The sequence below is a fragment of the Blautia sp. 1033sp1_1033st1_G9_1033SCRN_220408 genome (assembly GCF_040929965.1).
Classification (GTDB): domain Bacteria; phylum Bacillota; class Clostridia; order Lachnospirales; family Lachnospiraceae; genus Blautia_A; species Blautia_A ammoniilytica.
Genome location: NZ_JBFKZO010000010.1, coordinates 1 through 25,984, shown reverse-complemented (window position 1 = coordinate 25,984; position 25,984 = coordinate 1). Strand labels below are relative to the sequence as shown.

The following is a 25,984-nucleotide window of genomic DNA, read 5'->3' as shown; positions in this document are numbered from 1 at the left end:
GATTATCCCCTCCGTCTGCGGTTCACCCTGTTTACTTTTGCATCAGCCCTGGATCCACTGGAAAGCATTCTGTTTGATGCCGTTTCTCTGTCCAGAAAAGCATTTGTCGCTCTACGATCAGCTTTGTATCTCTTTTCATCCTTGCTACGCTCTTCTCTTGACACGGCCTTTGTAACCGCACCGTTAGCCTCTACTCGCCGTTTAAATTCCTTCTCTGTCATGTTATTTGGTGTAGGTTCCGGCATTCCATCAACTCCACGCTGGTAATAATTCGTGCCATTATGGTTTGTGAAATAGTATCGCGTAGTCTGTCCATCCCTGGTTACATCCAATCCGCCGCCATTACCGCCAGCTTTAAAGCTACTGCTTCCGCCACGTCCTCCCATACTGTCACCTTCTTTCAAAAAAAATGGTATAGAAAAAGCAGCCCCGAAGAGCTGCCCTGTTGGTGTGTACATATTAGCTTGCATATTCTAAAATTTTTAAAACAATTTCTTTACGCTTTGGTCGCAATTTTTCAATATTTATCCGCTCTGATGCATTCAACATCTCATACCTTATATGAAATATGCTATTCATTATTTTATATGAAATATTTAAAAAATTTCTCAAATCATTTTCAATTTCCTTTGAATATTCATTTTGGGCTCTAATTATCCTTCCCAAAGAAACAAGTTCTTCGTTCTCATCAATTTCTTTGGCATGCACATCATTAGAATATTTTGCGTAATATGAATATATTCTTTGCAACTTATTTTTTATATCATCTGCAATAACAGTATTCTGTTTTATATCTTCCTTGATATGCCTATATCCTGTTCTTCCAATTACTTCTAATTCCTCATCAAAATAAATTGCATATACAAATTTCAAAAAATGTTCAATAGAGTACCTCATACATGCATATATTCCAATCTCTTCATTTAACGGCAAATACATCAATAATTTGTTTACGCCATCTCTAAAGCGTTTATAGAATATCAATTTGGATTCAGTAAGATATTCAACTTCTAATGAAATATATTTTAGCATAATTTGAGAAATCAAGTTGCTTTCACATATTAATCGATATAAAGCTTCTTCATTCTCCATTGAAGCCGAAAAAGGAAAATATTTATTTATGAACTTACCGTATTCACCCATTACTTATCCTTTCTTCCGTAAAGTTCAAGTACTTCCTTCATATAATTCTTTTTGCTTTTTTTATTTACTTGCACATTTTTCTCTTCTTCTGGCAGCTCATCAATTCTTTTATTTATAATATCTATATAATAAAACAATTGCTGTTTTTCTGCTTTTTCAAATACCCTAACTGTTTTAGCTAACATTGCTGTTCTACTTTTCACTAGATACGGTTTACAATCCATTCCTAACTCATTCATAAATTCTTTCAATTCAGAATTTACCTTAAATACTTCTTTTGAGAGCATAAAACTAACTATTACAGAAAAGCTCTCCAGCCTTATCAATTCTTCGTCTTTTAAACTCCTAATATATCTTATTTTTTTTGCCCAAATTTCTTTATTCATTGTATTCCCCCACTTTATTCATAAATTCCTCGCTTATCACTTCTATATTATTTTTCAGGCTTTCATCCTGTCTATCCGATATAAACGTGGATAATTTAGATGTTGGGATTTTGCCAGCTTTTAAATATTGATTTTGAAAAAAAGGCATCTCCTTATCTTCATAAGCTTCCATAATTTGCTCAATATTATTTCTTATACCACTTCCTGGTTTCTTTGGTATTTTAGTAAAAATAATACCCAAATTATCCAATGGATGATTCTGAAAATTCACTCTATAGTTTGATTTTAATCGCTCTATAACTTGCTGTAGAAGATCAACACCTAATAATGAATAAGCATCTGGAGTTACAGGAATCAAATATAAATCACTCGCCAGTAATGCTGTAATCGTATAAAAAGAATATGTTGGAGGACAATCAATTAAAACATAATCGTACTCTCCTTTTATATTATATTCATCAATAAAATTATATAACCTTTGTTCAGCAGCGCCACCTGCTGTTTCTCTTTCCATGAATATTGTACGCAATTCGCCGGGAACAATATGTAGATTATCAGAAAGCTTTAGTATTATTTCTTCAATTTTAGGCTCATCTAATCTTCCTGCTCCAGGTGAAAAAATCTTTTGTATCGAAGGTAGATTTATATCTTTGTTAATTAACTCGCTGTTAATAATATCATACCGTTCCAAAAAAGATTGCGTGCAATTGGCTTGCGGATCAACATCAATTATGAGAATTCTTTTTGCACGCTTTTCCGCCAAATAAAATCCAATTTCTTTACATAACGTTGTTTTACAAACGCCGCCTTTCATGTTCAAAAACGCAATTACGTTTCTCATTCACGCCTACCCCTTCACACATACATTTTTTTTCATCATACTACAAAACGCCCCGTATTTCTACAGGACGTTTGCAAAAAAAATGTATGTAGTTGGGATAGCTTCTCTCGAAGCCGATCGGAACACCAGGACTTGAACCTGGGACACACTGGATATAAGCCAGCTGCTCTACCACTGCGCTATGTTCCGGCAAATCAACCGCCAGGCTGTGACACCTGGCGGCCGTCTTTACGTGAAGGAGTGTGCTTCCGGCCTTATGAGCCTTCGGCTTCATTGTTATTATAAACCGAAAAAACCGAATAAAACGAACTTTTTTTATTTTACGCCTTGATCTTTTAAAAATTTATCCCTGATCATAAGCCTTGGATAGTCTGGGCTCTGTGAAAACCCAGTCTTGGCAGCAATCTTATTCCATGACATCCCATCCCGGTAAAACATCTTGAACACACATCTGGTCTGACCATCTGGGATATCGTCAATCCATTTCTCCACAGCTTCAGCCTGTATCTTTTTCAGATTCAGCGTCCTCTTCCGGCGGTTGTATTTCTCCTGATCGAACCCAACAACCGTTTCCGGCTTCTTGGATCCATTCTTTCCGTTCAGGATCACGCTGTTCCCCATGCCCTTGTCTGTCATCCACAGTTCATGCAGCTCGTACTCAAGAATGGGGATCTCCCTTTTTATTTTTCGGTAGTTGTCCAGGAGCTCCCTGGTTATCCTGACTTCCACTGTTGCCACCTCCTACACGCTGCTCATACTTATGTATCCGCTTCATGATTGCCGGTTCCGATCTGGCATCCTCCAGGAGCTTCCTTGCCTTGTCCGGGTTCATGCTAAATTCTTTGGCAACCTGCAGCACTCTCTTTTCATCAAGCATCCGGCACCTCCACTTCTGGCCATTCAGCCGGATCGTAATCACTCCGATCAAAATATTCTTCGCATACTTCCTGAATAGCACAATCAAGACAATGTCTAGTGCCACAGTACCATTTAATCGTGCCTATTGCCTCGGTAGCTTCCTGATCCGTTACCGGCTTCTGCTCCATCTTAATGATCTCAATCATTTCGTGCTCCTTCCCGTTCCTGGCCGTCCAAGGAACGTCCTCATCATCGCATCCCGCCAGTCACTGTGCCAGCAGTCACAATGATCATCTTCTTCTATCAGCTGTCCTGTACGGTCACATAAACCATTGTCATTGTCTTTACAGGTCTTACAGGTTTTATATTTTTCTGTCATGGCTAACTCCTTATCGTCTCATACAGATTCTTTTTTGCGTTGTATTTCAGTGCGACAGGCATACCGCAGTTTATACAGTTCAGTTCGATCAGATCCGCGGTCTCATTCGTAAAATATTTTAGCCGGCTGCTGCATTCACAGTTGATAAACGCCAGTTTTAAATCCTTTAACTCCGTCTTCTCGCCGCATTCTTTACAGCTGTAATGACTAAGCTGATGTTTGGTGCAGAAGGTCTTTGTCTTTCCGCAGTGTTCGCAGCGGATATGTAAAAATCCGGTATAGCCTCTTAACTCCCGCGTCAGATTTTTATTGATCTCCATAAGCACTACTTCTGTTTCTTCCTGGGTAGGCTCCTGGGGGGGGATCATTTTTTCCGGAATTTCCACCCGCCCCACAATCTCCTTAAAGTCCGGATTCTCCACAGCCGGTATGTCTACTAAATACCGCATGCGCGCAAGCACATCTTCTAACGGCTCCAACTCATAATCCTGGTGGTCCTTATCAATCGACAGGTCTGTCAATGCCAGCACCTTTCTGCCTTTTAAATATTTTTTTATCGCATCCTCAAACTTCATTTCCTGGAACATAACTCATCCTCCTTCAACAGATCCCGTGCTTCCACACATTTTCCATGCAGCCTGTATGGAAAAACAGTTCCGAACCTCTTTTTGTCTTCACATACTGCACATCCGTCAGGTCTTCATCCGAACAGATCTCTTCGCCGCAACCCTGGCATTTTACCTTTCTTACAGCCAGTCTGCCATCCATCCTGCCACAGGACTCTCCTGCGGCCCTTATCTTTGCCGCCAGATTCATCATCGTTTGCCCTCCTTTATCGCCCGTATCCTTGCTTTCAGGCTTTCCATTACCCAGTTCTGTACATCGTCTTTTTTCTCCAGCGCCTGCATCACATCCTCATCACGGGTGCCGCTGCACACCAGATGGTGGATGATCACTTTTTCCGTCTGCCCCTGCCGGTGAAGCCTTTTGTTCGCCTGTGTGTACAGTTCATAGTTCCAGGTAAGCCCGAACCAGATCACGTGGTTTCCGCCCTGCTGCAGGTTCAGTCCGTATGCAGCACTTGCAGGGTGCGCCAGCAGCACATCTATCATTCCGGCATTCCAGTCATCCTCATCCTGGGGCTTTTTCAGTTCCCGGATCCGCAGCTTTGTTTTCCCAAGTGCTTCCAGGATCCGCGCCCGGTCATGCTGGAAATTATAAAAAACCAGTGCCGGCTTCCCCTGCAGGCTTTCGATCAGCTCCATAAAGGCTTCCAGCTTACAGCCGTGTATCTCATGTGCCTGGTGGCCGTCATCATACAGTGCCCCGTTTGCCAGCTGCAGGAGCTTGTTGCTAAGCGCCGCGGCACTGGTAACACTGATCTCCTCCTCGTCTTCCGGAAGCTCCAGGACCATCTTACGCTCCATCTCCTGGTAGGCCTTCATGGCTTTTGTATCCAGGACAACCGGGACTGTGTGGTAGACCAGATCCGGCAGCTGCAGGTAGTCCTCCGCTTTCATGCTGATGCAGATATCTGAGATCCGCTCCAGGATGCTCTGCTCACTCCCCGGTTTGGCTTTGTAGTCGTAGACCATCCCGTCTGCACCTCTGCGCCCCGGGTCAAAATACCGTTCCCGGAACTGTGTGTATCTTTTTCCCAGGCGTTCCCCTCCGTCCAGGAGGAATACCTGTGCCCACAGGTCATCAAGTCCGTTTGGTGACGGGGTTCCGGTCAGCTCCACCAGCCTTGTGATCCGGCTGCTGATGCTGGCCAGTGCCTTGAAGCGTTTTGCCGTGTGGCTCTTGAAGCTGCTGGATTCATCAATGACCACCATGTCAAACGGCCAGTCGTTCCGGTAGTAGTCCACCATCCAGCACACGTTTTCCCGGTTGGTGATGTATATGTCCGCAGGTGTGTTTAATGCCCGGATCCTTTTTGCCTGGCTCCCCAGCACGGGGGACACCCTTAGGATCTTCGTGTGCTCCCACTTGTCCTTTTCCCTTGTCCAGGTCCCCTCCGCCACCTTCTTTGGTGCAATCACCAGCACCTTCCTCACCTGGAACCGGTCGTACATCAGCTGCCGGACGGCGGTCAGGGTGGTGACGGTCTTGCCAAGTCCCATGTCCAGGAAAAGCCCCAGCTTGGGGATCTCCACGACTTTTTCTATGCAGTGCTGCTGGTATGCGTGTGGTTTAAAAATCATCTTCCAGCTCCTTACTCCAGGCTGTATCTTGCCGCGATCCTGGAAGCCGTGTCCGTATAGCCCAGGTCCTGAAAAAACATTTTTACTCCCTGGATGCCTTTCACCACTTCCACCCACTGTCCCAGTTTTTTCAGCCGGTCGATCTGGATCTTCTGCAGGGGGCTCAGCATCCCGGTATCCGTTTTCAGTTCCACAAAGATCACCCTGGTGTCCGGCAGGAACACGATCCTGTCCGGCACCCCGTCATTGCCCGGGCTTGTCCATTTGTATGCCCTGCCCCCCAGACGTTTGACCTCATCCACCAGGATTTTCTCAATCTCTTTTTCCCGCATTCTTACCCCTCCTGTCTGCAACACTCTCACGCGCGTATATGTGTCTATTTTTAGGCGCGCTAGGTGCTATTAGGTATCCTACCTATATCTATTTTTATATTTATATAGAGAGTTTGTTGACATTGTAGACATTTATTAGTTTTTATTGGATTTTCGGGCTTTTCAGCTGTCTACAAACTGTGTCACATGCCGTTGACAATGTTTTTTGCCCCTGTCAACGTCAACAGTCTCAAATTTGCCTTTTTCTGGTTTGTTGACTAAGTTTGTTGACACCTGTGGAAACCCCTCTGTGTCCCGTAAATGCCATGCCGCCCGGAAGATCTTTCTTTCTCCCAGCCGGGGATCCCCATCAGGATGTTGTTGATCTCGGTGCTGTCCCTGCGCTGCATATACCTCGGGTCGCCCCCGAAGCATTCCACCCATATCTCCACCGCACAGACACTCATACGCGGCACAAGGCCTGTTCCCTCCGGCACTTTCATGTTCCCATTTAGGTATGTCCTGCGGTCCATCAGCTTCATGCTGTTCCAGTTTGCCGGCAGTGGTTTTTCCAGGTATTCCAGGATAAGCCCTTCCTTCCCGGAAGACTCCCTGTGTTCCTTCTGTGCCGCCTCTGCCAGGTGTTCGATTTCCTTTGGCAGGAACAGTTTCTCGCCCATCTGCCAGTACATATAGGCCTCTGCCCATATCTGGTCCACCTCTTTCGGGAGATCCTCCCAGATAGATTTCGTGGCCTTGTGGACACCTACGTCAACCGGCCAGAACCTCCGGTTTCCGGTTGCATCCTTCAGGAACTCCGTGTCATTGGACGTCCCGAAGAACACACAGTGCCGGGGGTATTTCTCCGCCCGTTTTCCGTATGCTGCACGGTATATGTCGTCCGTTTTGCTTAAAAACTGTTTGATCACCTGGGTTTCCTGCTTGGTAAAAGCCGTCAGTTCCCCCACCTCGTTGATCCAGGTGCCCTGGATCAGTTCTGCTGCTTCCTTGCCTTCAAAGGTTGTCAGGGAATCAGAGAACCATTCCTTCCCCAGGACGCTTAAAAAGGTGCTCTTGCCGATCCCCTGGGGGCCTACAAAGATAGGCATATAGTCAAACTTCACGCCGCCGGCAGCTGCCCGTGCCACAGCTGCACACAGGGACTTCCGCATGACTGCATGGGTGTATTCGTTGTCCTCTGCCCCAAGGTAGTCCGCCAGGAGACCCTCCAGGCGCTTCCGGCCATCCCATTCCAGCCCCTGCAGATACCTTTTCACATCATTGATCCGGTTCTTGGAACTGACTAAAAGAAGGGCATTGTCAAGCTTGTCCCTGCCGGTCAGGCCATAAAAGGTTTCCATGTACCGGTAGAAGCCTGCATCATCCACATCCTTCCATCTGCGCTTTTCGTCCCTCTCGTCCCAGGGCACCCGTCCAAGGACCATCCCGCAGCTGGCGAACTCGTCCGTCACGATCCGCCCTTTCAGGAGGGGGTCATTTTCCAGTATGATGACCGCATTGTTGATGGTCTTTTCAAAACGCCCGCTGGCATCCTTGGTAAGGCTGTAGACCCAGCTGGTGTCCATATCCCCGTCCGTCTCCTGCCCTGTCTGCGGGGTATTCCCTGCTGCAAAAGCTTCCTTTGCATTCTCGAAGCGTTCCTTTGACATCAGGTCGGATACCGCTTTATCATCCAGGGCAAGCCGGCTCATGGACATGAAAGACGGCAGCTTGTTGTTTGGAGTCCCCTCTTTTGCATCTGCATCCTGGTCCCCGTATTTATGCAGCCTTACCAGGTCAAAGGCATTCACCAGGAGACCGGAACAGGGATCCGTTGCGTGGTGGCTGTAAAGGAACAGGTCCCCGTCATATACCACCGCGCCGCCCTGTGTGGATCCCCCTGTGTAGGTATAGCGCCCCGGCACGTCTGTCTCTTCATAGATCCCCGGGATGAATTTATCCATTGCCTGGGTAACTGTGTAAGTACGGCAGAATGCCCCGATCACGCCCCTTTTGGCTGTCGGGTCCTCCTGCTTTGCCAGGCGCCTTTTTTCTATGGCTTCACTGCCCGGGACCTGGGGCCACTGGGAAACATCTGTCCAGTCCCCATACATGGCCAGCAGGCCGTCCGTGCTGCAGAATGGGCTGTCATACACCTCTGCCACGTATTCTCCGTCAGAGCAGCAGCTCCCCCAGTACATCAGCCTTGACGCCTCAAAGGTGGTGGGGTCGCAGTACTGCATCCCGATCAGGGAGGCCAGCTTCCTGGCTGCCGGTTCGTACTCGTCTGCGGTTGCCGTCCGGTCAAGGGGGATGACCACACGGAGTCTTGGCGCATACCCTGTGTGCTTCCTGGTGCTGTATACCATGGCTGCACAGCCAAGCCCGGACACCCGTTTCAGGATGTCCAGGGTCTGCCCCGCAGGGATGCTGTCCAGGTCCAGGGTGATCAGGTCCCTGCCGGACACGCAGGACGCTTTCCTGCGGCCGCCTGCGAGGGTTCCGCCTACATAGCCGCCCACATCCTTAAGCTCCGCCTGCCGGCTCTTCGGCATGGCAAGGTATTCCTCCATGGTTTCCGTGCTGCGTACCGGCATTTTCAGCTTTTCCGTGAACTCGGACCAGAGGATGGCGTTCTCCTGCCAGTGTGTTGCCTTGCGGCTCCCCGCCGTGCTGATCTTCAGCAATCTGTTATTCTGCATGGTGCCCTCCTAGTCCTTTTTATAGTACTGTCCTTCAAAGCCGGCCCCTTTGAGGATAAGTCCCGGTGCCCACGGGATCGGCTCTGCCATCAGCCCGCAGATCTCATCCACGGTTGTTTCTTCCGGCGCATCTATGATCACCTCGTCATGCACGTGGAAGACCACATGCAGTCCCCTGTCCTCGATCCGCTTCAGTGTTTCTGCCAGGCAGTCCCTTGCGACCGCCTGGACGATGTTTTCAGTCATTTTCCCTCCATACGTGGATTCCACGCCCCACTTCTTGCTGCTCCCGGTGCTGTAGTAATGCAGTGCCAGTTTTCCGAACTGGTTTTCCTGCAGGAACGGCTTCGGGTAGAACAGCTTTCTCCCGGACGGCAGCTGCACAGTCAGGAAGGTCTGCCCATACAGCAGGTCGCCTTCCAGGGAAAACACCAGCCCGTTCACCGCCTGTGGCTGTGCAGTCTGCATTACCATAAGTGCTGCCTGCTCCACCCTGTACCACAGGTCGCAGATCCTCCGGTTGGCGTTCCTCCACCTGGCCACGATATCCGGAAGTTCTTCTTCCGTCAGCCCCATGTCCAGGGCTCCCATGGCGATCAGTGCCGCCGTACCGCCCTGGTAGCCAAGTGCAAGGGTTGCAACCTTACCCTTCTGCCTCAGGGAGTACTCCGGGTTTCCTTTTTTGATCTTCTCAACCGGGACATGGAACATCTGGGAGGCGGTCGCCTCATAGATCTTCCCGTGGGTGGCAAACACCTCATTCACCCACTGTTCCCCTGCCAGCCAGGCGATCACGCGCGCCTCAATGGCGGAAAAGTCAGCCACGACAAATTTGTTCCCTTCAGACGGGATAAAGGCCGTCCGGATCAGCTGGGAAAGTGTGTCCGGCACGTTCCCGTAGATCATCCGCAACCCTTCATAATTCTTCTGTTCCACAAGCTTCCTGGCCTCATCCAGCGTCCCGATATAGTTTCTGGGGAGATTCTGCATCTGCACAAGCCTTCCGGCCCAGCGCCCTGTCCGGTTTGCCCCGTAATACTGGGTAAGCCCCCGGACACGTCCGTCCTCCCCTTTTGCTTTCCGGATCGCCTCATACTTCTTCACGGAAGTCTTCCCAAGCTGCTGGCGGATCTCAAGCATGCGCTTCACGTTATCCGCGGGCTGTCCTGCCAGCAGATCTGTTACAGTTGCCTTACGCAGGTTGTCTGTCTCCGTGCCGTTCTTTTCCAGCCATTCCATCAGCTGTACGGTGCTGTTCGGGTTATCAATGCCTGTGATCCCCATGGCCTCCCCCATCAGGTCCTGCCGGCTGCGTTCATCTATATATAAGGCACCGTCTGTCAGTTCCTCATCCACACGGACACCAAATGCATTCATCCTCACATCCATCTGCCAGAGCCGTTCCTCTTCTTCCGGCATAGGGAACTGCTCCAGGCGCCGCAGGATGTTATGTTCCGCAACCACGTCCTGCCTGCAGTATCCCTTAAACAGCTCCCATTTTTCGGGGGCATGCTTCGGCAGGTTCCACGTCCGGTTCCCGTTGTTCTTTGTAGGTTTACACGGGACACAGAAATACCGGATCAGCGCCTTGCCGGCTGCCAGCTTCTGCTTGTCCTGTGGGAGCTCCACCGCTTTTCCAGTGGCATCCAGCCCTGCCGGATACCCGCAGTACAGGCTGTGTGCCATGGTGCACCTCCACTGCTCCAGCGGTGTCCTGTAGCCTGCCGTATTCAGGCAGTACCACTCAAAGGCCGCATTATATGCGTGCTTGGTAATGCCAGAATCCTGAAGGGCTTCCACAACCTGCCGGGGGATCTCCTCCCCCTGAGCCAGGTCAATGATTTCCACCGGCCCCTCATCCATCTGGTAGGCAAACAGCAGGATCCCGAAATCCGGGGATTGTGCGTACCTGTACAGCCCCGCCTTCCCTATCTCTATGCTTGACTTTGTTTCAATATCGATACTCAAATGTGCCATTTTTCTGCCCCTCCGTTTTCAACAGGGGGCCTGTGCCCCCTCTGTCAGTATGGTAAACCGGTGATCGGGTTGACCCCTGCTGCCTGTGGCTGTGCATAAACCTGTGGCTGGGGATACCCCTGCTGTACGCTCTGTGGCTGTGGCGCCCCAAACGCCTGTGCTGCTGATACATGGCCGCCGCTTAAGGCTTCCCCGTCCCTTAATTTCTGGACAGGGCCAAGGCCACAGCCGATCCCTTTCTTCCCGCCGAACACATAAGGGTAGAAGGTTACATTCACCCTGCCGTACATGCCGCTGTAGACCTCTGACTGGTTGATGATCGGGTTTCCGGTACGGTCTACGATCTCCGGCGGGTAATCTGCCTTTGCGCTGGCGGTAAACACCCAGTGCCCTTTACACTCCGGGCCAAATGCCATGCCGTCAGACGGCCGTACCCCGTCCCCGTCATACACCGGTGTTGGGAGGATCGGCGGGCACTGCCCGCTCCATTTCTCGGAAATCCCCCTCTGTTTGGCAGCTTCAATGGCTGCATTGATCCGTCCCATGGTGTCCATGTCCGTCTTCGGCACCAGCACGGTCACGCTGTATTTTTCCTCCTGTCCCGGCATTGCCACATACGGTTTAAACAGGTGTGCATAACTCATCCTTACTTCCCCGGTTGTTACATTGCATACGTTATCCATTTATATTTCCTCCTTAAAAGCCTCTCCGGCTGTGATCTTGTTTGTAATGGCAGGTCGCTTGTCCTTCTCCTGCACCAGTGCCGGTTTCCCCGGCTTCTTGGTGACGTATTCCCCTACCGTATCCTGAAATTCCTTTTTCCCTACTACCTTTTCCACCTGGGCAAGGGTAAGCGGCCGGCGCTCATACAGCAGTGCCTCGTCAATGCCGCTCCCCTGCAGGGTCTCAAATGCTGCATCCATGTCCGTCCAGTCCCTGGATCCGCGTCCTTCCACGGCTTTCCAACCAGGTACCTCCTTACCGGCCAGGCACTGCCCCAGCGCCCACTCCTGCAGGTCTTTCTGGTATTTTGCGATATCCTCAAGTGCCAGCAGACGTTTCCCAGCTTCCTCTGCAGTGATCGTGGGCGGCATTTCCCCGATCCCAAAGGCAAGTTTCGTGTTATGGTCAGCCCTTGCACGGCAGACGGCCTTTGCCCGGCAGAACCTGCAGGTGTCTGTCCCAGGGTTATACGGCCCTTTCCCCTCCCAGGCGAGTGCCGCCCTCTGCTTTACATACTCCCCGAACTTTAAGAGATCTTCCAGGGAGCACTCCCATTCGGATATACTGTCCAGTCTTGGCTGTACGATGGTGACCTTTACCTTTGTCACAGGGTACAGGATCCGGCAGGCATCATAAGCGCCCAGTGCGTACAGCATCAGCTGCGGGTTATGGTCCGCATCCACCTGCACGCCCTTTCCATACTTCAGGTCTATGACATGGATGGTGTCCCCTCCAACAAGAATGCAGTCCGCAATGCCGCTCCCTTCCACCTGGTTTCCCGGATCCTCATGGGTATACCTGGCGAACCTTACCCTTTCCTCCACACGGACGGACGGGGTGCACTTCATGGCAAGGGCAGCTGTCCTGATGTAGTCCAGGTACTCTTCCGTGTAACGGTCCATCTCGTCCTTCCACTGGGGATCCTTTTTCAGCTTGTTCACGGCAGCTGCGTATTTTCTTCGGGTAAAGTTTGTAGTATCCGCATAGTGTCTTACCTTCAACTCTGCCAGTTCATGGGCCAGTGTCCCCTCACTGGCAGCTTCGGAAGTGGTATCCGGGAACTGTTCTTCCAGCCTTGCGGACGGGGTACACCGCAGCCACCTCCCGGATCCGGAAGCACTTAAAAGTGCGTGCTTCCGTTCCTGATGGGCCGTCATATCTGTGCCCCCATTTCCCGAAGTGCCGTGGCAAACGCACCGTACTGCTCTTTCGGGAGCTGCGGCAGGGCATCCACGCCAAAGCCTTCCTTCAGGAGCTTCTGAAGTTCTGCCTGCTTCCCGCAGTCCATTAAGGACATGCCCGCCCGCGCAAGCTCATCCATGGTATAGGTCACCGTACTTGTCGGAACAGCCGTCTGCACTGGCGTTGTCTGCACGGGGGCAGTCTGGACAGGTGCTGTCTGCACCGGGACTGCCCGAGCGGATACGGTCTGTGCAGGTACGGTCTGAACTGGCGCCGCTTGGACTGAAACAGCTGTGTTATGTACCGCCGGAGCCGGCTGCACAGGTGCCTGTGTGTTGGATGGCTGTGCAGTGGCCTGTCCCACCAACACCATCTCTGTAAATTTCCTTACCTCGTCAAGGCTGTCAAACGTGACTTCAATCTTCATCTTTATTTCTCCTTTCTTTATCCGCCGCAATATCTACCATTGAGTGCATAAAGTCTCGTGGTGTTATGTTTCCTGTCTTTTCAATACTCTCATCGAGCATCTGGTACAGCATATGTAATGCAGTCTGAAATTCTACCACCAGCGTATGCGTACTTCCCTTTAATTCTGCATTTATTGTGCCTTCTTCTTTTTCAATTTTGATCATTGACTTTTCCTTTCTGCACATCTACAATGAAAGTGCTAAACTGTTTATGTCCATTTGGACACCGGATCCTGTTGAGTTCCCAGCTCTTCAGGATCCTTTTTTAGGCTCTGGTTCCATCGCCACCAGGGCGCACCAGGCAACCACCCCTAGCACAATTGCGCCCATCCATCTGGTTCCATCCCACTGCCAGAACGGCAGGTAAGTTGCCAGTGTGCCGATCACACCGGCCGTGATGGTGTCTTTGGTCATTTGCTTCATGGCTTGTCTCCTTTCCGCTGCCTTATCCGGCAGCTTTCTGTCTGTAAAATCGAATTGCATACTTATAAGCTGTATCAACACGTTCCTGGAACTGCTCCTTACTTTCATTCTTTGTAGAATCATTATGGATGTGGATCTTGCCACCACCTTCAAATGAAATTGTCTGTGCTACAGCCATGCAATCACCTCCTGTACTTATGGTATGGATAATGGTTGTACCGGGTTACTTCATTTATAAATATCCTGATCAATGCTTGTTGACTTTATTGATATGCCCTCCTATTCTGTAAATACAGGCACCGCCATGCCTGAATATTATGAAAGGAGAAAATGTATGGAATTATCAAACGAAACTTTAATGGCGTTCAAAATCATTTATTGTGAATGTAAACGGCGCCGTAGTGTTGGCTTTACTAAATCAGATTCTATTAAATTTGAAGATGGCGAAATCTATCAAATCACTGCCTTTAAAAAGTGGCTCCGACCGGACATTAATTATGCAGTTCGTGAATTAGAAAGTGCCAAATACCTAAAGGAAAATATTCTAGGAGATATTCAGCTTACAGAAACAGGCATTGCTTATATGCAAAATAAACCTCATCAGTTCTTTGAAGATCTTTCCAAATTATTTGACCTTGCAAGTATCTTTATCTAATTCTTTTTTGACCCTTGGAAAACCAAGGGTCAATTCCTTTTATATGATCCCTGTTCCTGCAATTTTCCTTTGCCAGAATAATTTGCGAATTCTACTATTGTGTCTATTTCTACCCTGATCTTGAATTCTCCCGGTGCACAACTAATCAGGAATCCTGTGCATCCTTCGCCAAAATCTTCTCCATTAATACGAAAGATTTTCTTTTCTGTGTCTACCTCAATCGTCTTGAGCTCATGTGGTACGAATATCTTACTCATCTTTCTACCCTCCTTTCAGTCACTTCTCCAGAAAATACTCAATTGGCACGTTGAAATAGTCGGACAATTTTTTTAGGCTTTCAATCCCTGGCTCTGATCTTTTAGACTTCCAATTTGAAAACGCAGTTTGACTTATTCCAGTTTCTTTTGATACCTGATAAGTCGTTTTGTTGGATTTGTCTAATAAGGCTTTATATTTTTCGTACAATTTTACACCTCCCATTGAAAGTATATGTCTTGCTTTTACTTTCGTGCTGTGATATACTTTCAATTACAAAACCACTACATTCTATAAAAGAAAGCATATCACATGTGAAAGTATTTTATTTACGCTTGCTTTCGTTTGCGTAAGTACATAATACATCTTTTCTCGTTAGTAGTCAAGTCATTTTACTAACTTTCATGAAAGTATGCTATCTTTGTGAAAGGAGCACAATTTATGTATGAAGTATTTGAACAGCTTCTACAAAAAAATGGTGTTACCCCTTACAAGGTTGCAAAAGAAGCAGGCGTAACACAAACAGCGTTAAGTAATTGGAAATCGGGACGTAGCACGCCCACTACTAAAACATTGCAAAAAATAGCCGATTATTTTGGCGTAACAATTGATTTTTTGATGACTGGAAAAAACACTAACGAAAAAACTTCAGAGCTTACTCCTCGAGATGAAAAAGATATTGAAAAGATTCTCGAACATACTAAAGAGCAGCTTCTCTCTCAGGAAGGGCTGATGTTTGACGGTGACCCTGCTTCTCCGGAAGCAGTTGATTCTATACTGGCAGCTATGCAGATCGGTATGGAAATGGCTAAGAAAAAGAATAAGGAAAAATATACGCCTAAGAAATATAAAAAGGACTGATGCCTATGCGTATAAAAAGACGGGTTGAGCAAATTGTCCGAAAGTATCGGACTCGTGACCCATTTGAAATGATTAAAGGAATGAATGTTATCCTTGTATATTATCCTCTTGAAGGTGTACATGGATTTTATCAATATTTTCAAAGAAACAATATCATTTATTTGGATGAACGTCTTTCTGAAAACGAACAGCGTTTTGTCCTTGCTCACGAATTGGGGCATATGTTCTTACATAAAAAAGCTAATGCCATTTTTATGGATACCCGTACTCAATTCAACACGGACAAATTTGAACTGGAAGCAAATACTTTTGCTATAGACCTATTGCTTCCTGATTCTCTTTTGGAAGAATACAAGGATTTTACTGTTGAGCAGATATCCAGGCTGACTGGATATCATCAGCGATTAATTGAATTACGTATTTAACTTGATATTTTAGCTGAAATCAGACAGGTGAAATAAAATGAATAAATCTAGTATTTTGTTAAACCAACAAATAGAGGAATTACAGAAGCAAATAGAGGGAACCGAATATCATTCCCCGAGTAACCAGCATGATATTTCTGAACCAATATGCCCCAATATATTAAAAGTTGATGCTTATTTTGCAGAAGCAGCAAAGCTGATCATTGAGAAAGAAAGAGCATCCATTGGTATGCTTCAGAAGATGTTCAAGATTGGATTCGGTCGTGCCGCAAAAATTATGGATCAACTTACTGATGCAGGAATAGTAGGAGCCGAAAAAGGTACTGCACCACGAAAAGTTCTCATGTCAATGAATCAGTTTGAAAAATTTTTAAGCAATGTGGAATTAGAAACTATTTCTTATGCATCACCATCTGACAATGTTAGTGATATAAATAAAATAAAAAATCTTTCATCTATTGGTGTAGATTTTGATTACTCCAATAGTGGAAAAAATCTTTTTTTTTACAAAACATTGTAATTACGCATTCCACCCAAGATTACCAAATCAGGTTTATAAACTACTTATTACAAACAAATGCCCCAGAAGATTTAAAGCTTATACTTTGTGACTTAGGTTTATCAGGTTTTGAGGTATACAATGGCATTCCAAATTTATTTATTCCTGTCGTAAATTCTATTGATAAAACCTATAGTGCTTTAGAGTGGCTTTTTGCAGAAATGAAGAGTAGAACTACCTTGCTTCTTGAACAAAAGGCCAAAAATATGGACGCATTTAACAGATGCGCTAATGAAAAAATGCCCAAGATTGTATGTATCATAGATGAAATTTTTTTTCTAAAAAATGATTTTCGCAGTCTTGATCTTCTAATTCCATTGTTACTAAACTGTAATCGTGCGGGGCTGTATATAATTTTCTTTTCCAAATTTGATTTAAAAAACCTTTCTCTTGGAAAAATAGAAGATTTAGTAGCCTTTTATCATGAAGAACTACCTTTGGAATTTAAACTCTTACAGCAGCCAACAATTGAAACTAATATGAATAATTTCGATTCTATGAGCGGAATAGAATTTGAGCTTTTTTGCAAAAACATATTACAATTAAATGGTTTTCAAAATCTAAGAACAACAAAAGGCAGTGGCGACCAGGGTATAGATTTACTAGCAGAGAAAGACGGCATACAATATGGTATACAATGTAAATGCTATAGTTCAGATATCGGAAATAAAGCAGTACAAGAAGCCTTTGCCGGAAAAACCTTTTATAATTGCCATGTGGTCGCCGTACTTACTAACCAATATTTTACAAAAAGTGCTATTGAACTGGCTCAATCGAATAAAGTGCTGTTATGGGATAGAAAAAAATTAATAGCCCTAATCAGCACAGCTCAAAATAAACAGAAAGGAGTTTTATAATGCCACTACCGAAAGAACACATTTATACCATCGATGATATCTATTCGCTCCCAGAGGGCGAACGGGCAGAATTGATTGATGGACAGATCTATATGATGGGTGCTCCTACTTACCTGCATCAGACGCTTTCCATGGAGATCTCCGGAACCATCCGGGAATACATCCGCAGGAAGAAAGGTGCGTGCCAGGTTTTGCATGCTCCGCTGGCGGTCACTCTTTTTGCTGATGATAAAACTTATGTGGAGCCTGATGTGGCTGTGATCTGCGATAAAGGCAAAGTTACAGATAAGGGAATTAATGGTGCCCCGGATTTCATTGCTGAGATCGTATCTCCCAGCAGCCGCCGGATGGATTACAATACGAAAAATGCACTGTATGCAGATGCTGGCGTGCGTGAATACTGGATTGTGGATCCCGACAAGAAACGGACTACCGTATACCGTTATGAAGAAGATGCTGCGCCTATGATCGTATCTTTTGACCAGCCACTTACTGTTGGAATTTATGGCGATCTTAAAATTAATATTTCACAACTGCTTCAGGATCTTGGAATCAACTAAAAAATAATCGAACGTGCCATCATCGCTTGGCAAAATAGTACAAATAATATGTATATGAACATTTTGCTGAGGGTGGCAAAGAATAAATAGTGTTTAGAAAGGAGCTATTATGAAGAAAAAAAATGACACCTCGTTACTCGGACATGTTATAAGAATTACTGACAAATATACTATTATTGTTGATGTTGGAAAATCAAAACTTTCTGTGGGCGATATCGTTCAAATCTATTCTATAGGCGAACCTCTTGTTGGACTAGACGAAAAACCTCTGGGCGATTTTATATATATAAAAGATACATTGGATGTTATAGACGTTCAAGATAATTATTCTGTTTGTAGAAAAAATAAAAAAATAATGCACAAAGTAAATTTAGCCATTCCACTTTCACCAATGCTCGAACAAACTTATACTGAGCGAGAGCCTTTGTTTGTCAATGACGATGAGATAAAACGTATGCCAAATATCGACAAAAAAGTTCATGTAGGTGATTTTATTAAATTTGCTTGACATAACAAAATAATAATGGTAAGATGGAGATCAACAGAAATGGTCGTTGTAGAGATGACTAGCGAAAATCCCTCTTACCGTTATGCGGAAGGAGGGATTTTTTCTCTATTATGGAAAATAATATCATTTTTGATAAACCATTCAAGACCTATGATGAACTTATATCCATTATGGAAGAACGCCATATAGATATTCCAAACAAAGAATTTGCTATTCAAGTACTTCAAAATTATTCTTATTATGGAATTATTAACGGATATAAAAACACCTTTTTGCAAGTTCCAAATTCTGATTCTTTTATTCCCGGCACTAATTTTAACGAATTGTATACTTTACATCTTGTAGATACAGCGCTAAATAATATAATCTTTAAATACATATTGTTTTTGGAAAAAGCTTTAAAATCTCGGCTATCGTATTTAGTAGCCCAAAAATACGGTGTTTACACTGACCCATCAGATTTTCGCTGTTTGCAAGATAATGATTATTTATATAAAAAGAACTATAGTACTTCAGGAGGAAAGCGAACCAACGTATTAAGAAGCTTAAAAGAAAGAATTTCTAGGGATACCAAGAATCCAATTATGCAACACTATTTGAATGATAAGAATCATGTTCCACCTTGGATTTTGACAACTAGCATTCCATACGGTCTCACAATAGAGTGGTACAATATTTTAAAATCAGATGATAAACAGGCTATATGTGATTCGTTCATTACCCCCGGCCTTTTTTCTAATGAGCAGTCAAAAGAATTTGTGAGAAAAGCATTTGAGCTTACAAAAGAATATAGAAACAAAATTGCACATGGCAATAGAACATTTAGTATGATCTCTTTACCTCAGCTTCCCAAAGCCCAAACCCTTGCCTTAACCTTTAATATAATTTCGGAAGAAGAGTATAATAACCGAATGGGGCAAAATGATACTTTTGCAGTTCTACTTGCTCTTATAGTAATGTTGTCCGATAAATACCTTATCAGCAACTTTCAAACAGAATTATATAACACGCTTTCTCCTTATTCATCTATTCTTTTTAATAAGCAGAGCATATTGGATATTTTCAATTTTCCGAACAATTTATTCGAACGCTTAGACAATTTGATTGCTCAAAAATTTAATTAAAATAAAAACCGCCCCAGTGTTACCAGCACCAGAGCGGATAAGGATCTCCGAAGAGATACTCCATAAGCAAAAATATTGTATCATCTTCGGGGCAGTCGCACAAGACAGAACGTCTGTGTGCCTGTTATTTTTGTACCCATTTTCACATAATTTGAATTATCTGTGAGGTGATTGCAATGAACAGTCTCGAAAATGATTGTATCTACCTGCGTAAATCCCGGGCAGACCGGGAAGCTGAAGCCAGGGGCGAAGGTGAAACCCTTGCCAGACATGAGCGGATCCTGCTGGATCTGGCCAAAAGGCGCGGCTGCCATATCGGTGCCATCTACAAAGAAGTTGTCTCCGGCGAAACCATTTCCGCAAGACCTGTGATGCAGCAGCTCCTGCGCGAAGTGGAATCCGGTATGTGGGATGGTGTCCTGGTGGTAGAAGTGGAACGTCTGGCCAGAGGTGACACCATTGACCAGGGTGTTGTGTCCAGGGCATTCCAATACTCTGATACCAAGATCATCACCCCTTCCAAGGTGTATGATCCCAACAATGAATTTGATGAAGAGTATTTCGAGTTCGGGCTTTTCATGAGCAGACGGGAATACAAAACCATCAAACGCAGACTGAATGCCGGACGGATCTCTTCTGTAAAAGAGGGGAAATACTGTGGAAATCGCCCACCCTATGGCTATGAGCGTGTGAAGCTGGAACACGAAAAAGGCTTTTCCTTACGTCCAATCCCCCAGGAAGCTGATGTTGTCCGCCTGATCTTCCACTGGTATGTGGATGGTGCGGATGGGGAACGGCTGGGGATGTCTAAGATCGTCCGGAAATTAAATGGAATGGGGATTCTGACACAACAGGGGCGTGACTGGACTGTAGCCAGTGTATCCGGTATCCTGCAGAATCCAGTATATGCCGGTAAGATCCGCTGGCTTGCCCGTAAGACTGTGCGAAAGGTAGAAAACGGATCTGTGACCGTCTGCCGCCCCCGATCCTCTGATTGCATCCTGGTGGATGGACGCCATCAGCCACTGATCTCCTGGGATCTCTATCAGAAGGCCGTTGCCTTAAGAAAAAAAAATCCACCCAGACCAGTATCCATACATAATACTGTTAAGAATCCCTTATCCGGTATCATCTTCTGTAAAAAGTGCGGGCGTGCTATGGTACGCCGTCCATACGCTGGAAGAGCACAGGAAGATACGCTTTTATGCCCTTATACGTCCTGCAGCACAGTCAGCAGCAAGCTTTCTCTGGTAGAAAAGGCGGTAGTTGCAGCCCTTGCACAGCTTACGGAAAAGTATAAGCTGAACGATACCCTGCAAGATGATTCCGGTACGTATGTAATAGCAGCTAAAGAAACGCTGATCACAGCCAAACAGGAAGAACTGGAACGGCTGAACGCCCAGAAGCTGAAACAGTATGATCTGCTGGAACAGGGTATATACTCACCGGATGTTTTCCTGGAACGCTCTGGAAGAAATGCACAGCAGATAATAGATTGTACACAGAGCATTGAGGATCTTGAAAAGGAACTGGAACATGACAGGCAGCTCCTTGCCCAGAAAAATGTTTTTATCCCTCATTGTGAAAATCTGTTGTCCAATTACTGGGACTGGGATGTAAAAACAAAAAATGATGTGCTGAAAGAGCTGATTGACCGGGTGGAATACACAAAAGATACGAAAAATGCTTTCCGAAAGGGAAATGAAATCACTTTTACCCTGGATCTATACCCGAAAATCCAGTAAATACGGGCTTTTCAAACCACTGATAACCTATATGGGAGCACGAACTGGCCCATTTAGAAATGGTCTCCACCATCGTTCATCAGCTCACTCGAGATCTTACTATGGAAGAAATCGAAAAGTGCGGTTTAGGAGCATATTATATTGATCATACCGTAGGCATATGGCCGCAAGCAGCTGGCGGAATCCCTTTTAATGCTTGCGAATTTCAAAGTAAAGGAGATCCTATCACCGATCTTTTTGAAGACCTTGCAGCGGAACAAAAAGCACGCGCCACATATGACAACATTCTTCGCGTTGTAGGTAACACGCCTGAAATCGCAAATCCGATTCGGTTTCTTCGTGCAAGAGAAGTAGTGCATTTTCAGCGTTTTGGTGAAGCACTTCGTTCCATTCAAGAAAACCTGGATGCAAAAAATTTCTATGCATTTAATCCAAGTTTTGACAACCCTTGTACTGCTTCATGTAAGGAATGCAATTCATAAATCAGGATACTCCGTCATATCTTATTCTTATTTTAAACAGCATCGCACCTGCGGTGCTGTTTGCTTTGATGCACTCATTCTCAAAATTATAGTATACTGTTATATACTACCCGACTTATAAAAATACGGTTTCAAAACCACAGCAACAGTGATATAATAAAGTGGGTATTTTCAAAATATCATATTACATGATACAAATATGGAGGAATTATGCAAATCATTATTGTTGGATGCGGCAAAGTAGGACGCACCCTTGCTGAACAATTACAAGAAGAAGATACAGACCTAACACTGATCGATATTTCTGCTGACAAGATCAACTCAATATCTGATGATATTGATGCATTGTATGTGATTGGTAATGGAGCCAGCATTAATACCCTGATGGAAGCAGGTATTGAAACAGCCGATCTTCTTATCGCTGTTACGGCTTCTGATGAACTGAATCTTCTTTGTTGCCTAATTGCCCAGAAAACCGGACATTGCCACACCATTGCCCGTGTACGTAATCCTATCTACAGTGATGAGATCAGCTTCATTAAAGAACGTCTCGGTGTTACCATGATCATTAATCCGGAATTAGCTGCAGCCCAGGAAATCTACAGACTGCTGCGCTTTCCTTCAGCCATCAAGATTGATACCTTTGCACGTGGCCGCGTAGAACTTCTAAAATTCAAAGTCCTTCCAGAATTTGGACTGGACGGAATGCAGATTTCACGTTTTGCTGATACATTTCGCTGTGATATCCTGATATGTGCTATTGAAAGCCGTTCAGGCATGGCCATTCCCGGAGGTAATCATGTGATTCATGATGGAGACATGGTATCCATACTGGCAACTCCTCAAAATGCAGCCATGTTTTTCAAAAAGATTGGTTTAAAAACACATCAGGTAAAAAATACTATCATTGTAGGTGGTGGCACAATTTCCTATTATTTGGCTAAAGCACTACTTTCTATGAAGATCAATGTAAAAATTATTGAGCAGAACAAAGAACGTTGTGAAGTACTCAGTGATCTTTTACCCAATGCCACGATCATCAATGGAGACGGGACATCAAAGCCACTTCTTATGTCAGAAGGACTTGCTGATGTGGAATCCTTTGTAGCACTTACCAATTTTGATGAAGAAAATGTATTTCTGTCTCTTTTTGCTAAAAGTATTTCTGATGGGAAGCTTGTAGCAAAAGTAAACCGTCTGGCATTTGATGATGTAATAGATTCCCTCGAAATCGGCAGTGTGATCTATCCCAAATATATCACAGCTGATCATATTCTACAGTATGTTCGCGCTATGCGAAATTCCATTGGCAGTAATGTAGAAACTCTTTATCATATTCTGGATGGTAAAGCCGAAGCCCTGGAATTTGTGATCCGTGAAAATTGTCCTGTTTTAGGCAAGACTCTGTCTGAACTGAATCTTAAAAAGAATCTTCTTGTAGGCTGTCTTCATCGAAACGGCATGGTTCGTATTCCAAGAGGTCAAGATACGATCCAGATTGGTGATACTGTAATCATTGTAACAACTAATAAAGGTCTCTGCGATATCAGTGACATCCTGGATCGGTAAAGGAGTACAGCTGTTATGAATTATTCAATCATTGCTTACATTATCGGTTCTATTCTGAAGCTGGAGGCCGTTTTTATGCTGCTTCCCTGCATCACAGCACTGATCTATCAAGAGCAGTCCGGATTTGCATTTCTGATCACAATGGTCATCTGTCTGATCATTGGTTTCTTGCTTACTATAAAAAAGACAGGAAATAGAGTGTTCCATGCAAAAGAAGGCTTTGTTACAGTAGCTCTAAGCTGGCTGATTCTTAGTATTGCAGGTGCCGCTCCCTTTGTTATAAGTGGAAGCATTCCAGATCCTGTAGATGCATTGTTTGAAACAGTTTCCGGCTTTACAACAACAGGATCCAGTATTCTTTCTGATGTGGAAGCTTTATCCCATTGTATGCTTTTCTGGAGAAGTTTTACACACTGGATCGGTGGCATGGGCGTACTTGTATTTATACTATGCCTGCTCCCTTTAACCGGAGGATATCATATGAACCTTATGAAAGCGGAAAGCCCTGGTCCTTCCGTAAACCGTCTGGTTCCCAAAGTACAGTCTACTGCCAAAATCCTTTATACTATTTACCTTGGCATGACACTGTTACAGATTCTTCTTTTACTGATTGGTAAAATGCCATTATTTGATACCTTATGTATTACCTTTGGAACTGCAGGTACAGGAGGTTTTGGCATAAAAAACAGCAGTATAGCTGGCTATAGTACTTACATCCAGGTGATTGTTACCATTTTCATGATCCTGTTTGGTATTAACTTTAATGTGTATTTCTTACTCCTCACACGCAAATTTACGCAGGCTTTCAAACACGAAGAAGTAAGATATTATCTAGGGATCATTGCATTTTCTACTATTATAATTGCCCTGAACACAAAACATCTGTTCCAGAACATAGGCACTGCATTTCAACAGTCAGCTTTCCAAGTGGGTTCAATTATAACCACAACCGGATATGGCACTACTGATTTCAATCAATGGCCTGCCCTGTCGAAAACTATTTTGGTTTTACTTATGTTTATCGGTGCCTGTGCAGGAAGTACCGGTGGTGGCTTCAAGGTATCCCGACTTATCATATTGTGTAAAACTGCCCGTAAAGAATTAACCCTTTGTCTACATCCCAATGCAGTCAAAAAGGTCAAAATGGACGGAAAAGCAATCCCTCATGAAGTGGTACGAACTACCAATATTTTTCTTTTCGTCTATGTGTTAGTTTTTGGATTATCTGTTTTGCTGATCAGCATAGATAATTTTGATCTGACTACGAATTTTACTGCAGTGGCAGCAACCTTTAATAATATCGGTCCAGGCCTGGAAATGGTTGGCCAACGCAGAACTTTGGATTGTTTTCCCATTTTTCCAAATGTGTACTTATTTTTGATATGTTAGCAGGAAGACTTGAGATTTTCCCTCTTCTTATTCTCTTTAAAAAAGATACCTGGAAAAAATTCTGATTAGCTTGTACTACGTGCAGAAATCTACCAAATGACAATACTCAGAAAGAATGACTACGATGGTGATGTGATAAAAAAATTTTTTCATGGTTTTAAAAAATTCTAATTATTCATATTTTGTTCATATTAGCGTCATTATATAGACATATCTTTAATGTATATTGATATTCGTAGAAAGCATTATGTCTTTCTTAATTTAATATTTTTCTTTTTCATACGCGCCGGTACGAAAGTACCGGCCTCCTTCCATTTATAAGATCTTTTTTTATTATACCCCTTCATAATCAAAATCTGGAATAAAGCTTTCTTTTGCTGTATCACCTTCCTGAAAGAATCCATTACTTATTCCCAATTCCAACGCAGCATTTAATACTTTTTCATATTCTCTTACAGTTACTTTTCGATTCAACTCTTTATATTTTTCCTGTTTGAACACGGGTGTATATTGATTCATAATACTGATAAATATATGATCTCCATATGTTTTTTTCAGATACTCCACCACTTTTATGGCATTTTTTGTATGCCCTGGCAATATTAAATGCCTGACCATTGTACCCCGGATCATATACCCATCTCTGTCAAACACGCAGTCACCAGTCTGTCTTACCATCTCTTTTAATGCCAGCTTAGCTGTTGTTGGATATTCTGGTGCATTGGAATAATCTGCTGCAAGTTCTTCCTCTGCATACTTAAAGTCCGGCAGATATACATCCACATACCCTTCCAGACTTCTTATTGTAGAAATACTTTCATATCCGCTGGAATTATATACTACTGGCAAATGAAATCCCTTATCCCTGGCTTTTTCCAATGCCTCTATGACCTGCGGAACATATTGCGTGGCTGTTACAAGATTGATATTTGCTGCACCTTTTTGTTCCAGTTCCAGAAAAATATCAGCTAAACGATTTACTGTAATTATTTTTCCACTTTTTCCAATAGCAATGTTATGATTCTGGCAAAAACAACATCGCAGTCCGCAACCAGTGAAAAATACTGCTCCAGAACCTTTCTTTCCTGAAATACAAGGCTCTTCCCACATATGCAAAGCAGCCCTGGCCACTCTCACTTGACCATCCATCCCACAATATCCGTTTTTCCCATGTATACGATCCACGCCACACTTCCTTGGGCACAACCTGCATGACGTCAATGTTTTGATTCTGTCTTCTACCATATTTTCCTCTTTCTTTATTAAACAGAAGTAACAGGTGAGGGTACTAAACAATTACAAACTAATTAATTTTTATATACAAAAAAAGCAATGAACCAAGTCCACTGCTCAAATGCTTTTGTACCTTCAAAACCACATACATGCTGACATCCTTTGG

At 44.5% G+C, this 25,984-nt stretch carries 32 protein-coding genes, 1 tRNA gene and 3 pseudogenes; 12 read left to right on the top strand and 24 right to left on the bottom strand.

The annotated features are described in order from the left end of the window. Positions 1-2: 2 nt before the first annotated feature. From AB5916_RS09090 to AB5916_RS08990, 21 genes are all read right to left on the bottom strand, one after another. Positions 3-470, bottom strand: coding sequence for a hypothetical protein (locus AB5916_RS09090; RefSeq protein ID WP_368190440.1), 468 nt, complete (start codon positions 468-470; stop codon positions 3-5). Further along, positions 460-1,143: a hypothetical protein gene (locus AB5916_RS09085; RefSeq protein WP_368190438.1), complete on the bottom strand. Its 684-nt coding sequence runs from the start codon at positions 1,141-1,143 to the stop codon at positions 460-462. The genes AB5916_RS09090 and AB5916_RS09085 overlap by 11 nt, the downstream gene beginning before the upstream one ends. Then, positions 1,143-1,529, bottom strand: a complete 387-nt coding sequence (locus tag AB5916_RS09080; RefSeq protein ID WP_368190436.1) for a hypothetical protein — start codon at positions 1,527-1,529, stop codon at positions 1,143-1,145. Before AB5916_RS09080 ends, AB5916_RS09085 begins: the two co-directional genes overlap by 1 nt. Continuing rightward, on the bottom strand, positions 1,522-2,370 hold the full coding sequence (locus tag AB5916_RS09075) for a ParA family protein (protein ID WP_368190435.1): 849 nt from the start codon (positions 2,368-2,370) through the stop codon (positions 1,522-1,524). The genes AB5916_RS09080 and AB5916_RS09075 overlap by 8 nt, the downstream gene beginning before the upstream one ends. Before the next feature lie 117 nt (positions 2,371-2,487). After that, positions 2,488-2,559 (bottom strand) — tRNA-Ile (locus AB5916_RS09070). Positions 2,560-2,685: 126 nt separating this feature from the next. Next, complete coding sequence (locus AB5916_RS09065; protein ID WP_368190433.1) at positions 2,686-3,099, bottom strand: hypothetical protein; 414 nt, start codon at positions 3,097-3,099, stop codon at positions 2,686-2,688. Next, positions 3,029-3,247, bottom strand: a complete 219-nt coding sequence (locus tag AB5916_RS09060; RefSeq protein WP_368190431.1) for a hypothetical protein — start codon at positions 3,245-3,247, stop codon at positions 3,029-3,031. The genes AB5916_RS09065 and AB5916_RS09060 overlap by 71 nt, the downstream gene beginning before the upstream one ends. Then, complete coding sequence (locus tag AB5916_RS09055) at positions 3,240-3,434, bottom strand: hypothetical protein (protein ID WP_368190429.1); 195 nt, start codon at positions 3,432-3,434, stop codon at positions 3,240-3,242. Before AB5916_RS09055 ends, AB5916_RS09060 begins: the two co-directional genes overlap by 8 nt. Next, the gene (locus tag AB5916_RS09050) at positions 3,431-3,607 is read right to left on the bottom strand and encodes a hypothetical protein (RefSeq protein ID WP_368190428.1); all 177 of its coding nucleotides are present in this window, start codon (positions 3,605-3,607) and stop codon (positions 3,431-3,433) included. The genes AB5916_RS09055 and AB5916_RS09050 overlap by 4 nt, the downstream gene beginning before the upstream one ends. A 2-nt stretch (positions 3,608-3,609) precedes the next feature. Then, on the bottom strand, positions 3,610-4,194 hold the full coding sequence (locus AB5916_RS09045) for a hypothetical protein (RefSeq protein WP_368190426.1): 585 nt from the start codon (positions 4,192-4,194) through the stop codon (positions 3,610-3,612). A gap of 13 nt (positions 4,195-4,207) precedes the next feature. Continuing rightward, positions 4,208-4,426, bottom strand: a complete 219-nt coding sequence (locus AB5916_RS09040) for a hypothetical protein (protein WP_368190424.1) — start codon at positions 4,424-4,426, stop codon at positions 4,208-4,210. Continuing rightward, entirely contained in the window at positions 4,423-5,811 is a 1,389-nt protein-coding gene (locus AB5916_RS09035; RefSeq protein WP_368190422.1) for an SNF2-related protein, read from the bottom strand. The genes AB5916_RS09040 and AB5916_RS09035 overlap by 4 nt, the downstream gene beginning before the upstream one ends. A gap of 11 nt (positions 5,812-5,822) precedes the next feature. Further along, complete coding sequence (locus AB5916_RS09030) at positions 5,823-6,143, bottom strand: VRR-NUC domain-containing protein (RefSeq protein ID WP_368190420.1); 321 nt, start codon at positions 6,141-6,143, stop codon at positions 5,823-5,825. 257 nt (positions 6,144-6,400) lie between these two features. After that, positions 6,401-8,824 carry a VapE domain-containing protein gene (locus AB5916_RS09025; protein ID WP_368190419.1) on the bottom strand — a complete coding sequence of 808 codons (2,424 nt, stop codon included), beginning with the start codon at positions 8,822-8,824 and terminating at the stop codon, positions 6,401-6,403. A 9-nt stretch (positions 8,825-8,833) separates the two neighbouring features. Further along, positions 8,834-10,801: a DNA polymerase gene (locus AB5916_RS09020; RefSeq protein WP_368190417.1), complete on the bottom strand. Its 1,968-nt coding sequence runs from the start codon at positions 10,799-10,801 to the stop codon at positions 8,834-8,836. A gap of 44 nt (positions 10,802-10,845) precedes the next feature. Beyond that, positions 10,846-11,484: a DUF2815 family protein gene (locus tag AB5916_RS09015; protein ID WP_368190415.1), complete on the bottom strand. Its 639-nt coding sequence runs from the start codon at positions 11,482-11,484 to the stop codon at positions 10,846-10,848. Continuing rightward, positions 11,485-12,681, bottom strand: a complete 1,197-nt coding sequence (locus tag AB5916_RS09010) for a DUF2800 domain-containing protein (RefSeq protein WP_368190413.1) — start codon at positions 12,679-12,681, stop codon at positions 11,485-11,487. It abuts the gene before it with no gap. Continuing rightward, the gene (locus AB5916_RS09005) at positions 12,678-13,133 is read right to left on the bottom strand and encodes a hypothetical protein (protein ID WP_368190412.1); all 456 of its coding nucleotides are present in this window, start codon (positions 13,131-13,133) and stop codon (positions 12,678-12,680) included. Before AB5916_RS09005 ends, AB5916_RS09010 begins: the two co-directional genes overlap by 4 nt. Continuing rightward, positions 13,123-13,338 (bottom strand): hypothetical protein, encoded by a 216-nt coding sequence (locus tag AB5916_RS09000; protein ID WP_368190410.1) that lies wholly within the window; start codon positions 13,336-13,338, stop codon positions 13,123-13,125. The genes AB5916_RS09005 and AB5916_RS09000 overlap by 11 nt, the downstream gene beginning before the upstream one ends. 87 nt (positions 13,339-13,425) lie before the next feature. Beyond that, positions 13,426-13,656: a hypothetical protein gene (locus tag AB5916_RS08995; RefSeq protein ID WP_368190409.1), complete on the bottom strand. Its 231-nt coding sequence runs from the start codon at positions 13,654-13,656 to the stop codon at positions 13,426-13,428. Next, positions 13,619-13,774, bottom strand: coding sequence for a hypothetical protein (locus AB5916_RS08990; RefSeq protein ID WP_368190407.1), 156 nt, complete (start codon positions 13,772-13,774; stop codon positions 13,619-13,621). The genes AB5916_RS08995 and AB5916_RS08990 overlap by 38 nt, the downstream gene beginning before the upstream one ends. Positions 13,775-13,930: 156 nt before the next feature. Between AB5916_RS08990 and AB5916_RS08985 the strand changes: the two genes are divergently transcribed. After that, positions 13,931-14,251 carry a hypothetical protein gene (locus AB5916_RS08985; protein WP_368190406.1) on the top strand — a complete coding sequence of 107 codons (321 nt, stop codon included), beginning with the start codon at positions 13,931-13,933 and terminating at the stop codon, positions 14,249-14,251. 29 nt (positions 14,252-14,280) lie between these two features. Here the strand turns inward: AB5916_RS08985 and AB5916_RS08980 are convergent, their stop codons facing one another. Beyond that, positions 14,281-14,508 carry a hypothetical protein gene (locus AB5916_RS08980; protein ID WP_368190404.1) on the bottom strand — a complete coding sequence of 76 codons (228 nt, stop codon included), beginning with the start codon at positions 14,506-14,508 and terminating at the stop codon, positions 14,281-14,283. Between the two features lie 19 nt (positions 14,509-14,527). Next, on the bottom strand, positions 14,528-14,716 hold the full coding sequence (locus AB5916_RS08975; RefSeq protein WP_368190402.1) for a helix-turn-helix domain-containing protein: 189 nt from the start codon (positions 14,714-14,716) through the stop codon (positions 14,528-14,530). 231 nt (positions 14,717-14,947) lie between these two features. Between AB5916_RS08975 and AB5916_RS08970 the strand changes: the two genes are divergently transcribed. The 11 genes and pseudogenes from AB5916_RS08970 to AB5916_RS08920 all read left to right on the top strand — a co-directional run bounded on the left by AB5916_RS08970 (position 14,948) and on the right by AB5916_RS08920 (position 24,650). Beyond that, complete coding sequence (locus AB5916_RS08970; RefSeq protein ID WP_368190401.1) at positions 14,948-15,367, top strand: helix-turn-helix domain-containing protein; 420 nt, start codon at positions 14,948-14,950, stop codon at positions 15,365-15,367. 5 nt (positions 15,368-15,372) lie between these two features. Beyond that, entirely contained in the window at positions 15,373-15,792 is a 420-nt protein-coding gene (locus AB5916_RS08965) for an ImmA/IrrE family metallo-endopeptidase (protein WP_368190400.1), read from the top strand. A gap of 169 nt (positions 15,793-15,961) precedes the next feature. Further along, positions 15,962-16,159: pseudogene (locus AB5916_RS08960) on the top strand (DNA translocase FtsK); the annotation flags it as partial. 146 nt (positions 16,160-16,305) lie between these two features. Next, positions 16,306-17,208 carry a restriction endonuclease gene (locus tag AB5916_RS08955; protein WP_368190531.1) on the top strand — a complete coding sequence of 301 codons (903 nt, stop codon included), beginning with the start codon at positions 16,306-16,308 and terminating at the stop codon, positions 17,206-17,208. Beyond that, positions 17,208-17,768: a Uma2 family endonuclease gene (locus AB5916_RS08950; protein ID WP_368190399.1), complete on the top strand. Its 561-nt coding sequence runs from the start codon at positions 17,208-17,210 to the stop codon at positions 17,766-17,768. Before AB5916_RS08955 ends, AB5916_RS08950 begins: the two co-directional genes overlap by 1 nt. Before the next feature lie 109 nt (positions 17,769-17,877). Continuing rightward, a complete protein-coding gene (locus AB5916_RS08945; protein ID WP_368190397.1) occupies positions 17,878-18,276 on the top strand; it encodes a hypothetical protein in 399 nt (132 codons plus the stop codon). Positions 18,277-18,386: 110 nt separating this feature from the next. Beyond that, positions 18,387-19,400, top strand: coding sequence for an Abi family protein (locus AB5916_RS08940; RefSeq protein WP_368190396.1), 1,014 nt, complete (start codon positions 18,387-18,389; stop codon positions 19,398-19,400). A 176-nt stretch (positions 19,401-19,576) separates the two neighbouring features. Beyond that, a complete protein-coding gene (locus tag AB5916_RS08935) occupies positions 19,577-21,145 on the top strand; it encodes a recombinase family protein (protein ID WP_368190394.1) in 1,569 nt (522 codons plus the stop codon). Continuing rightward, positions 21,102-21,627: pseudogene (locus tag AB5916_RS08930) on the top strand (manganese catalase family protein). The gene AB5916_RS08935 and the pseudogene AB5916_RS08930 overlap by 44 nt, the downstream one beginning before the upstream one ends. A gap of 210 nt (positions 21,628-21,837) precedes the next feature. Further along, positions 21,838-23,196 carry a Trk system potassium transporter TrkA gene (gene trkA / locus AB5916_RS08925; RefSeq protein ID WP_158421554.1) on the top strand — a complete coding sequence of 453 codons (1,359 nt, stop codon included), beginning with the start codon at positions 21,838-21,840 and terminating at the stop codon, positions 23,194-23,196. A gap of 15 nt (positions 23,197-23,211) precedes the next feature. Then, a pseudogene (locus AB5916_RS08920) lies at positions 23,212-24,650 on the top strand (TrkH family potassium uptake protein). A 268-nt stretch (positions 24,651-24,918) separates the two neighbouring features. Here AB5916_RS08920 and AB5916_RS08915 read toward each other — a convergent pair. Continuing rightward, positions 24,919-25,830, bottom strand: coding sequence for a radical SAM protein (locus AB5916_RS08915; RefSeq protein ID WP_368190392.1), 912 nt, complete (start codon positions 25,828-25,830; stop codon positions 24,919-24,921). Positions 25,831-25,984 lie beyond the last annotated feature (154 nt).

What these genes read in the sequence shown, in the direction of transcription:
- AB5916_RS09090 (WP_368190440.1), bottom strand. Translation starts at nt 470, where the DNA reads ATGCAAGCTAATATGTACACACCAACAGGGCAGCTCTTCGGGGCTGCT.
- AB5916_RS09085 (WP_368190438.1), bottom strand. Translation starts at nt 1,143, where the DNA reads ATGGGTGAATACGGTAAGTTCATAAATAAATATTTTCCTTTTTCGGCT.
- AB5916_RS09080 (WP_368190436.1), bottom strand. Translation starts at nt 1,529, where the DNA reads ATGAATAAAGAAATTTGGGCAAAAAAAATAAGATATATTAGGAGTTTA.
- AB5916_RS09075 (WP_368190435.1), bottom strand. Translation starts at nt 2,370, where the DNA reads ATGAGAAACGTAATTGCGTTTTTGAACATGAAAGGCGGCGTTTGTAAA.
- AB5916_RS09060 (WP_368190431.1), bottom strand. Translation starts at nt 3,247, where the DNA reads ATGCTTGATGAAAAGAGAGTGCTGCAGGTTGCCAAAGAATTTAGCATG.
- AB5916_RS09055 (WP_368190429.1), bottom strand. Translation starts at nt 3,434, where the DNA reads ATGATTGAGATCATTAAGATGGAGCAGAAGCCGGTAACGGATCAGGAA.
- AB5916_RS09050 (WP_368190428.1), bottom strand. Translation starts at nt 3,607, where the DNA reads ATGACAGAAAAATATAAAACCTGTAAGACCTGTAAAGACAATGACAAT.
- AB5916_RS09045 (WP_368190426.1), bottom strand. Translation starts at nt 4,194, where the DNA reads ATGTTCCAGGAAATGAAGTTTGAGGATGCGATAAAAAAATATTTAAAA.
- AB5916_RS09040 (WP_368190424.1), bottom strand. Translation starts at nt 4,426, where the DNA reads ATGATGAATCTGGCGGCAAAGATAAGGGCCGCAGGAGAGTCCTGTGGC.
- AB5916_RS09035 (WP_368190422.1), bottom strand. Translation starts at nt 5,811, where the DNA reads ATGATTTTTAAACCACACGCATACCAGCAGCACTGCATAGAAAAAGTC.
- AB5916_RS09030 (WP_368190420.1), bottom strand. Translation starts at nt 6,143, where the DNA reads ATGCGGGAAAAAGAGATTGAGAAAATCCTGGTGGATGAGGTCAAACGT.
- AB5916_RS09025 (WP_368190419.1), bottom strand. Translation starts at nt 8,824, where the DNA reads ATGCAGAATAACAGATTGCTGAAGATCAGCACGGCGGGGAGCCGCAAG.
- AB5916_RS09020 (WP_368190417.1), bottom strand. Translation starts at nt 10,801, where the DNA reads ATGGCACATTTGAGTATCGATATTGAAACAAAGTCAAGCATAGAGATA.
- AB5916_RS09015 (WP_368190415.1), bottom strand. Translation starts at nt 11,484, where the DNA reads ATGGATAACGTATGCAATGTAACAACCGGGGAAGTAAGGATGAGTTAT.
- AB5916_RS09010 (WP_368190413.1), bottom strand. Translation starts at nt 12,681, where the DNA reads ATGACGGCCCATCAGGAACGGAAGCACGCACTTTTAAGTGCTTCCGGA.
- AB5916_RS09005 (WP_368190412.1), bottom strand. Translation starts at nt 13,133, where the DNA reads ATGAAGATTGAAGTCACGTTTGACAGCCTTGACGAGGTAAGGAAATTT.
- AB5916_RS09000 (WP_368190410.1), bottom strand. Translation starts at nt 13,338, where the DNA reads ATGATCAAAATTGAAAAAGAAGAAGGCACAATAAATGCAGAATTAAAG.
- AB5916_RS08995 (WP_368190409.1), bottom strand. Translation starts at nt 13,656, where the DNA reads ATGCAATTCGATTTTACAGACAGAAAGCTGCCGGATAAGGCAGCGGAA.
- AB5916_RS08990 (WP_368190407.1), bottom strand. Translation starts at nt 13,774, where the DNA reads ATGGCTGTAGCACAGACAATTTCATTTGAAGGTGGTGGCAAGATCCAC.
- AB5916_RS08985 (WP_368190406.1), top strand. Translation starts at nt 13,931, where the DNA reads ATGGAATTATCAAACGAAACTTTAATGGCGTTCAAAATCATTTATTGT.
- AB5916_RS08980 (WP_368190404.1), bottom strand. Translation starts at nt 14,508, where the DNA reads ATGAGTAAGATATTCGTACCACATGAGCTCAAGACGATTGAGGTAGAC.
- AB5916_RS08970 (WP_368190401.1), top strand. Translation starts at nt 14,948, where the DNA reads ATGTATGAAGTATTTGAACAGCTTCTACAAAAAAATGGTGTTACCCCT.
- AB5916_RS08965 (WP_368190400.1), top strand. Translation starts at nt 15,373, where the DNA reads ATGCGTATAAAAAGACGGGTTGAGCAAATTGTCCGAAAGTATCGGACT.
- AB5916_RS08950 (WP_368190399.1), top strand. Translation starts at nt 17,208, where the DNA reads ATGCCACTACCGAAAGAACACATTTATACCATCGATGATATCTATTCG.
- AB5916_RS08945 (WP_368190397.1), top strand. Translation starts at nt 17,878, where the DNA reads ATGAAGAAAAAAAATGACACCTCGTTACTCGGACATGTTATAAGAATT.
- AB5916_RS08940 (WP_368190396.1), top strand. Translation starts at nt 18,387, where the DNA reads ATGGAAAATAATATCATTTTTGATAAACCATTCAAGACCTATGATGAA.
- AB5916_RS08935 (WP_368190394.1), top strand. Translation starts at nt 19,577, where the DNA reads ATGAACAGTCTCGAAAATGATTGTATCTACCTGCGTAAATCCCGGGCA.
- trkA (WP_158421554.1), top strand. Translation starts at nt 21,838, where the DNA reads ATGCAAATCATTATTGTTGGATGCGGCAAAGTAGGACGCACCCTTGCT.
- AB5916_RS08915 (WP_368190392.1), bottom strand. Translation starts at nt 25,830, where the DNA reads ATGGTAGAAGACAGAATCAAAACATTGACGTCATGCAGGTTGTGCCCA.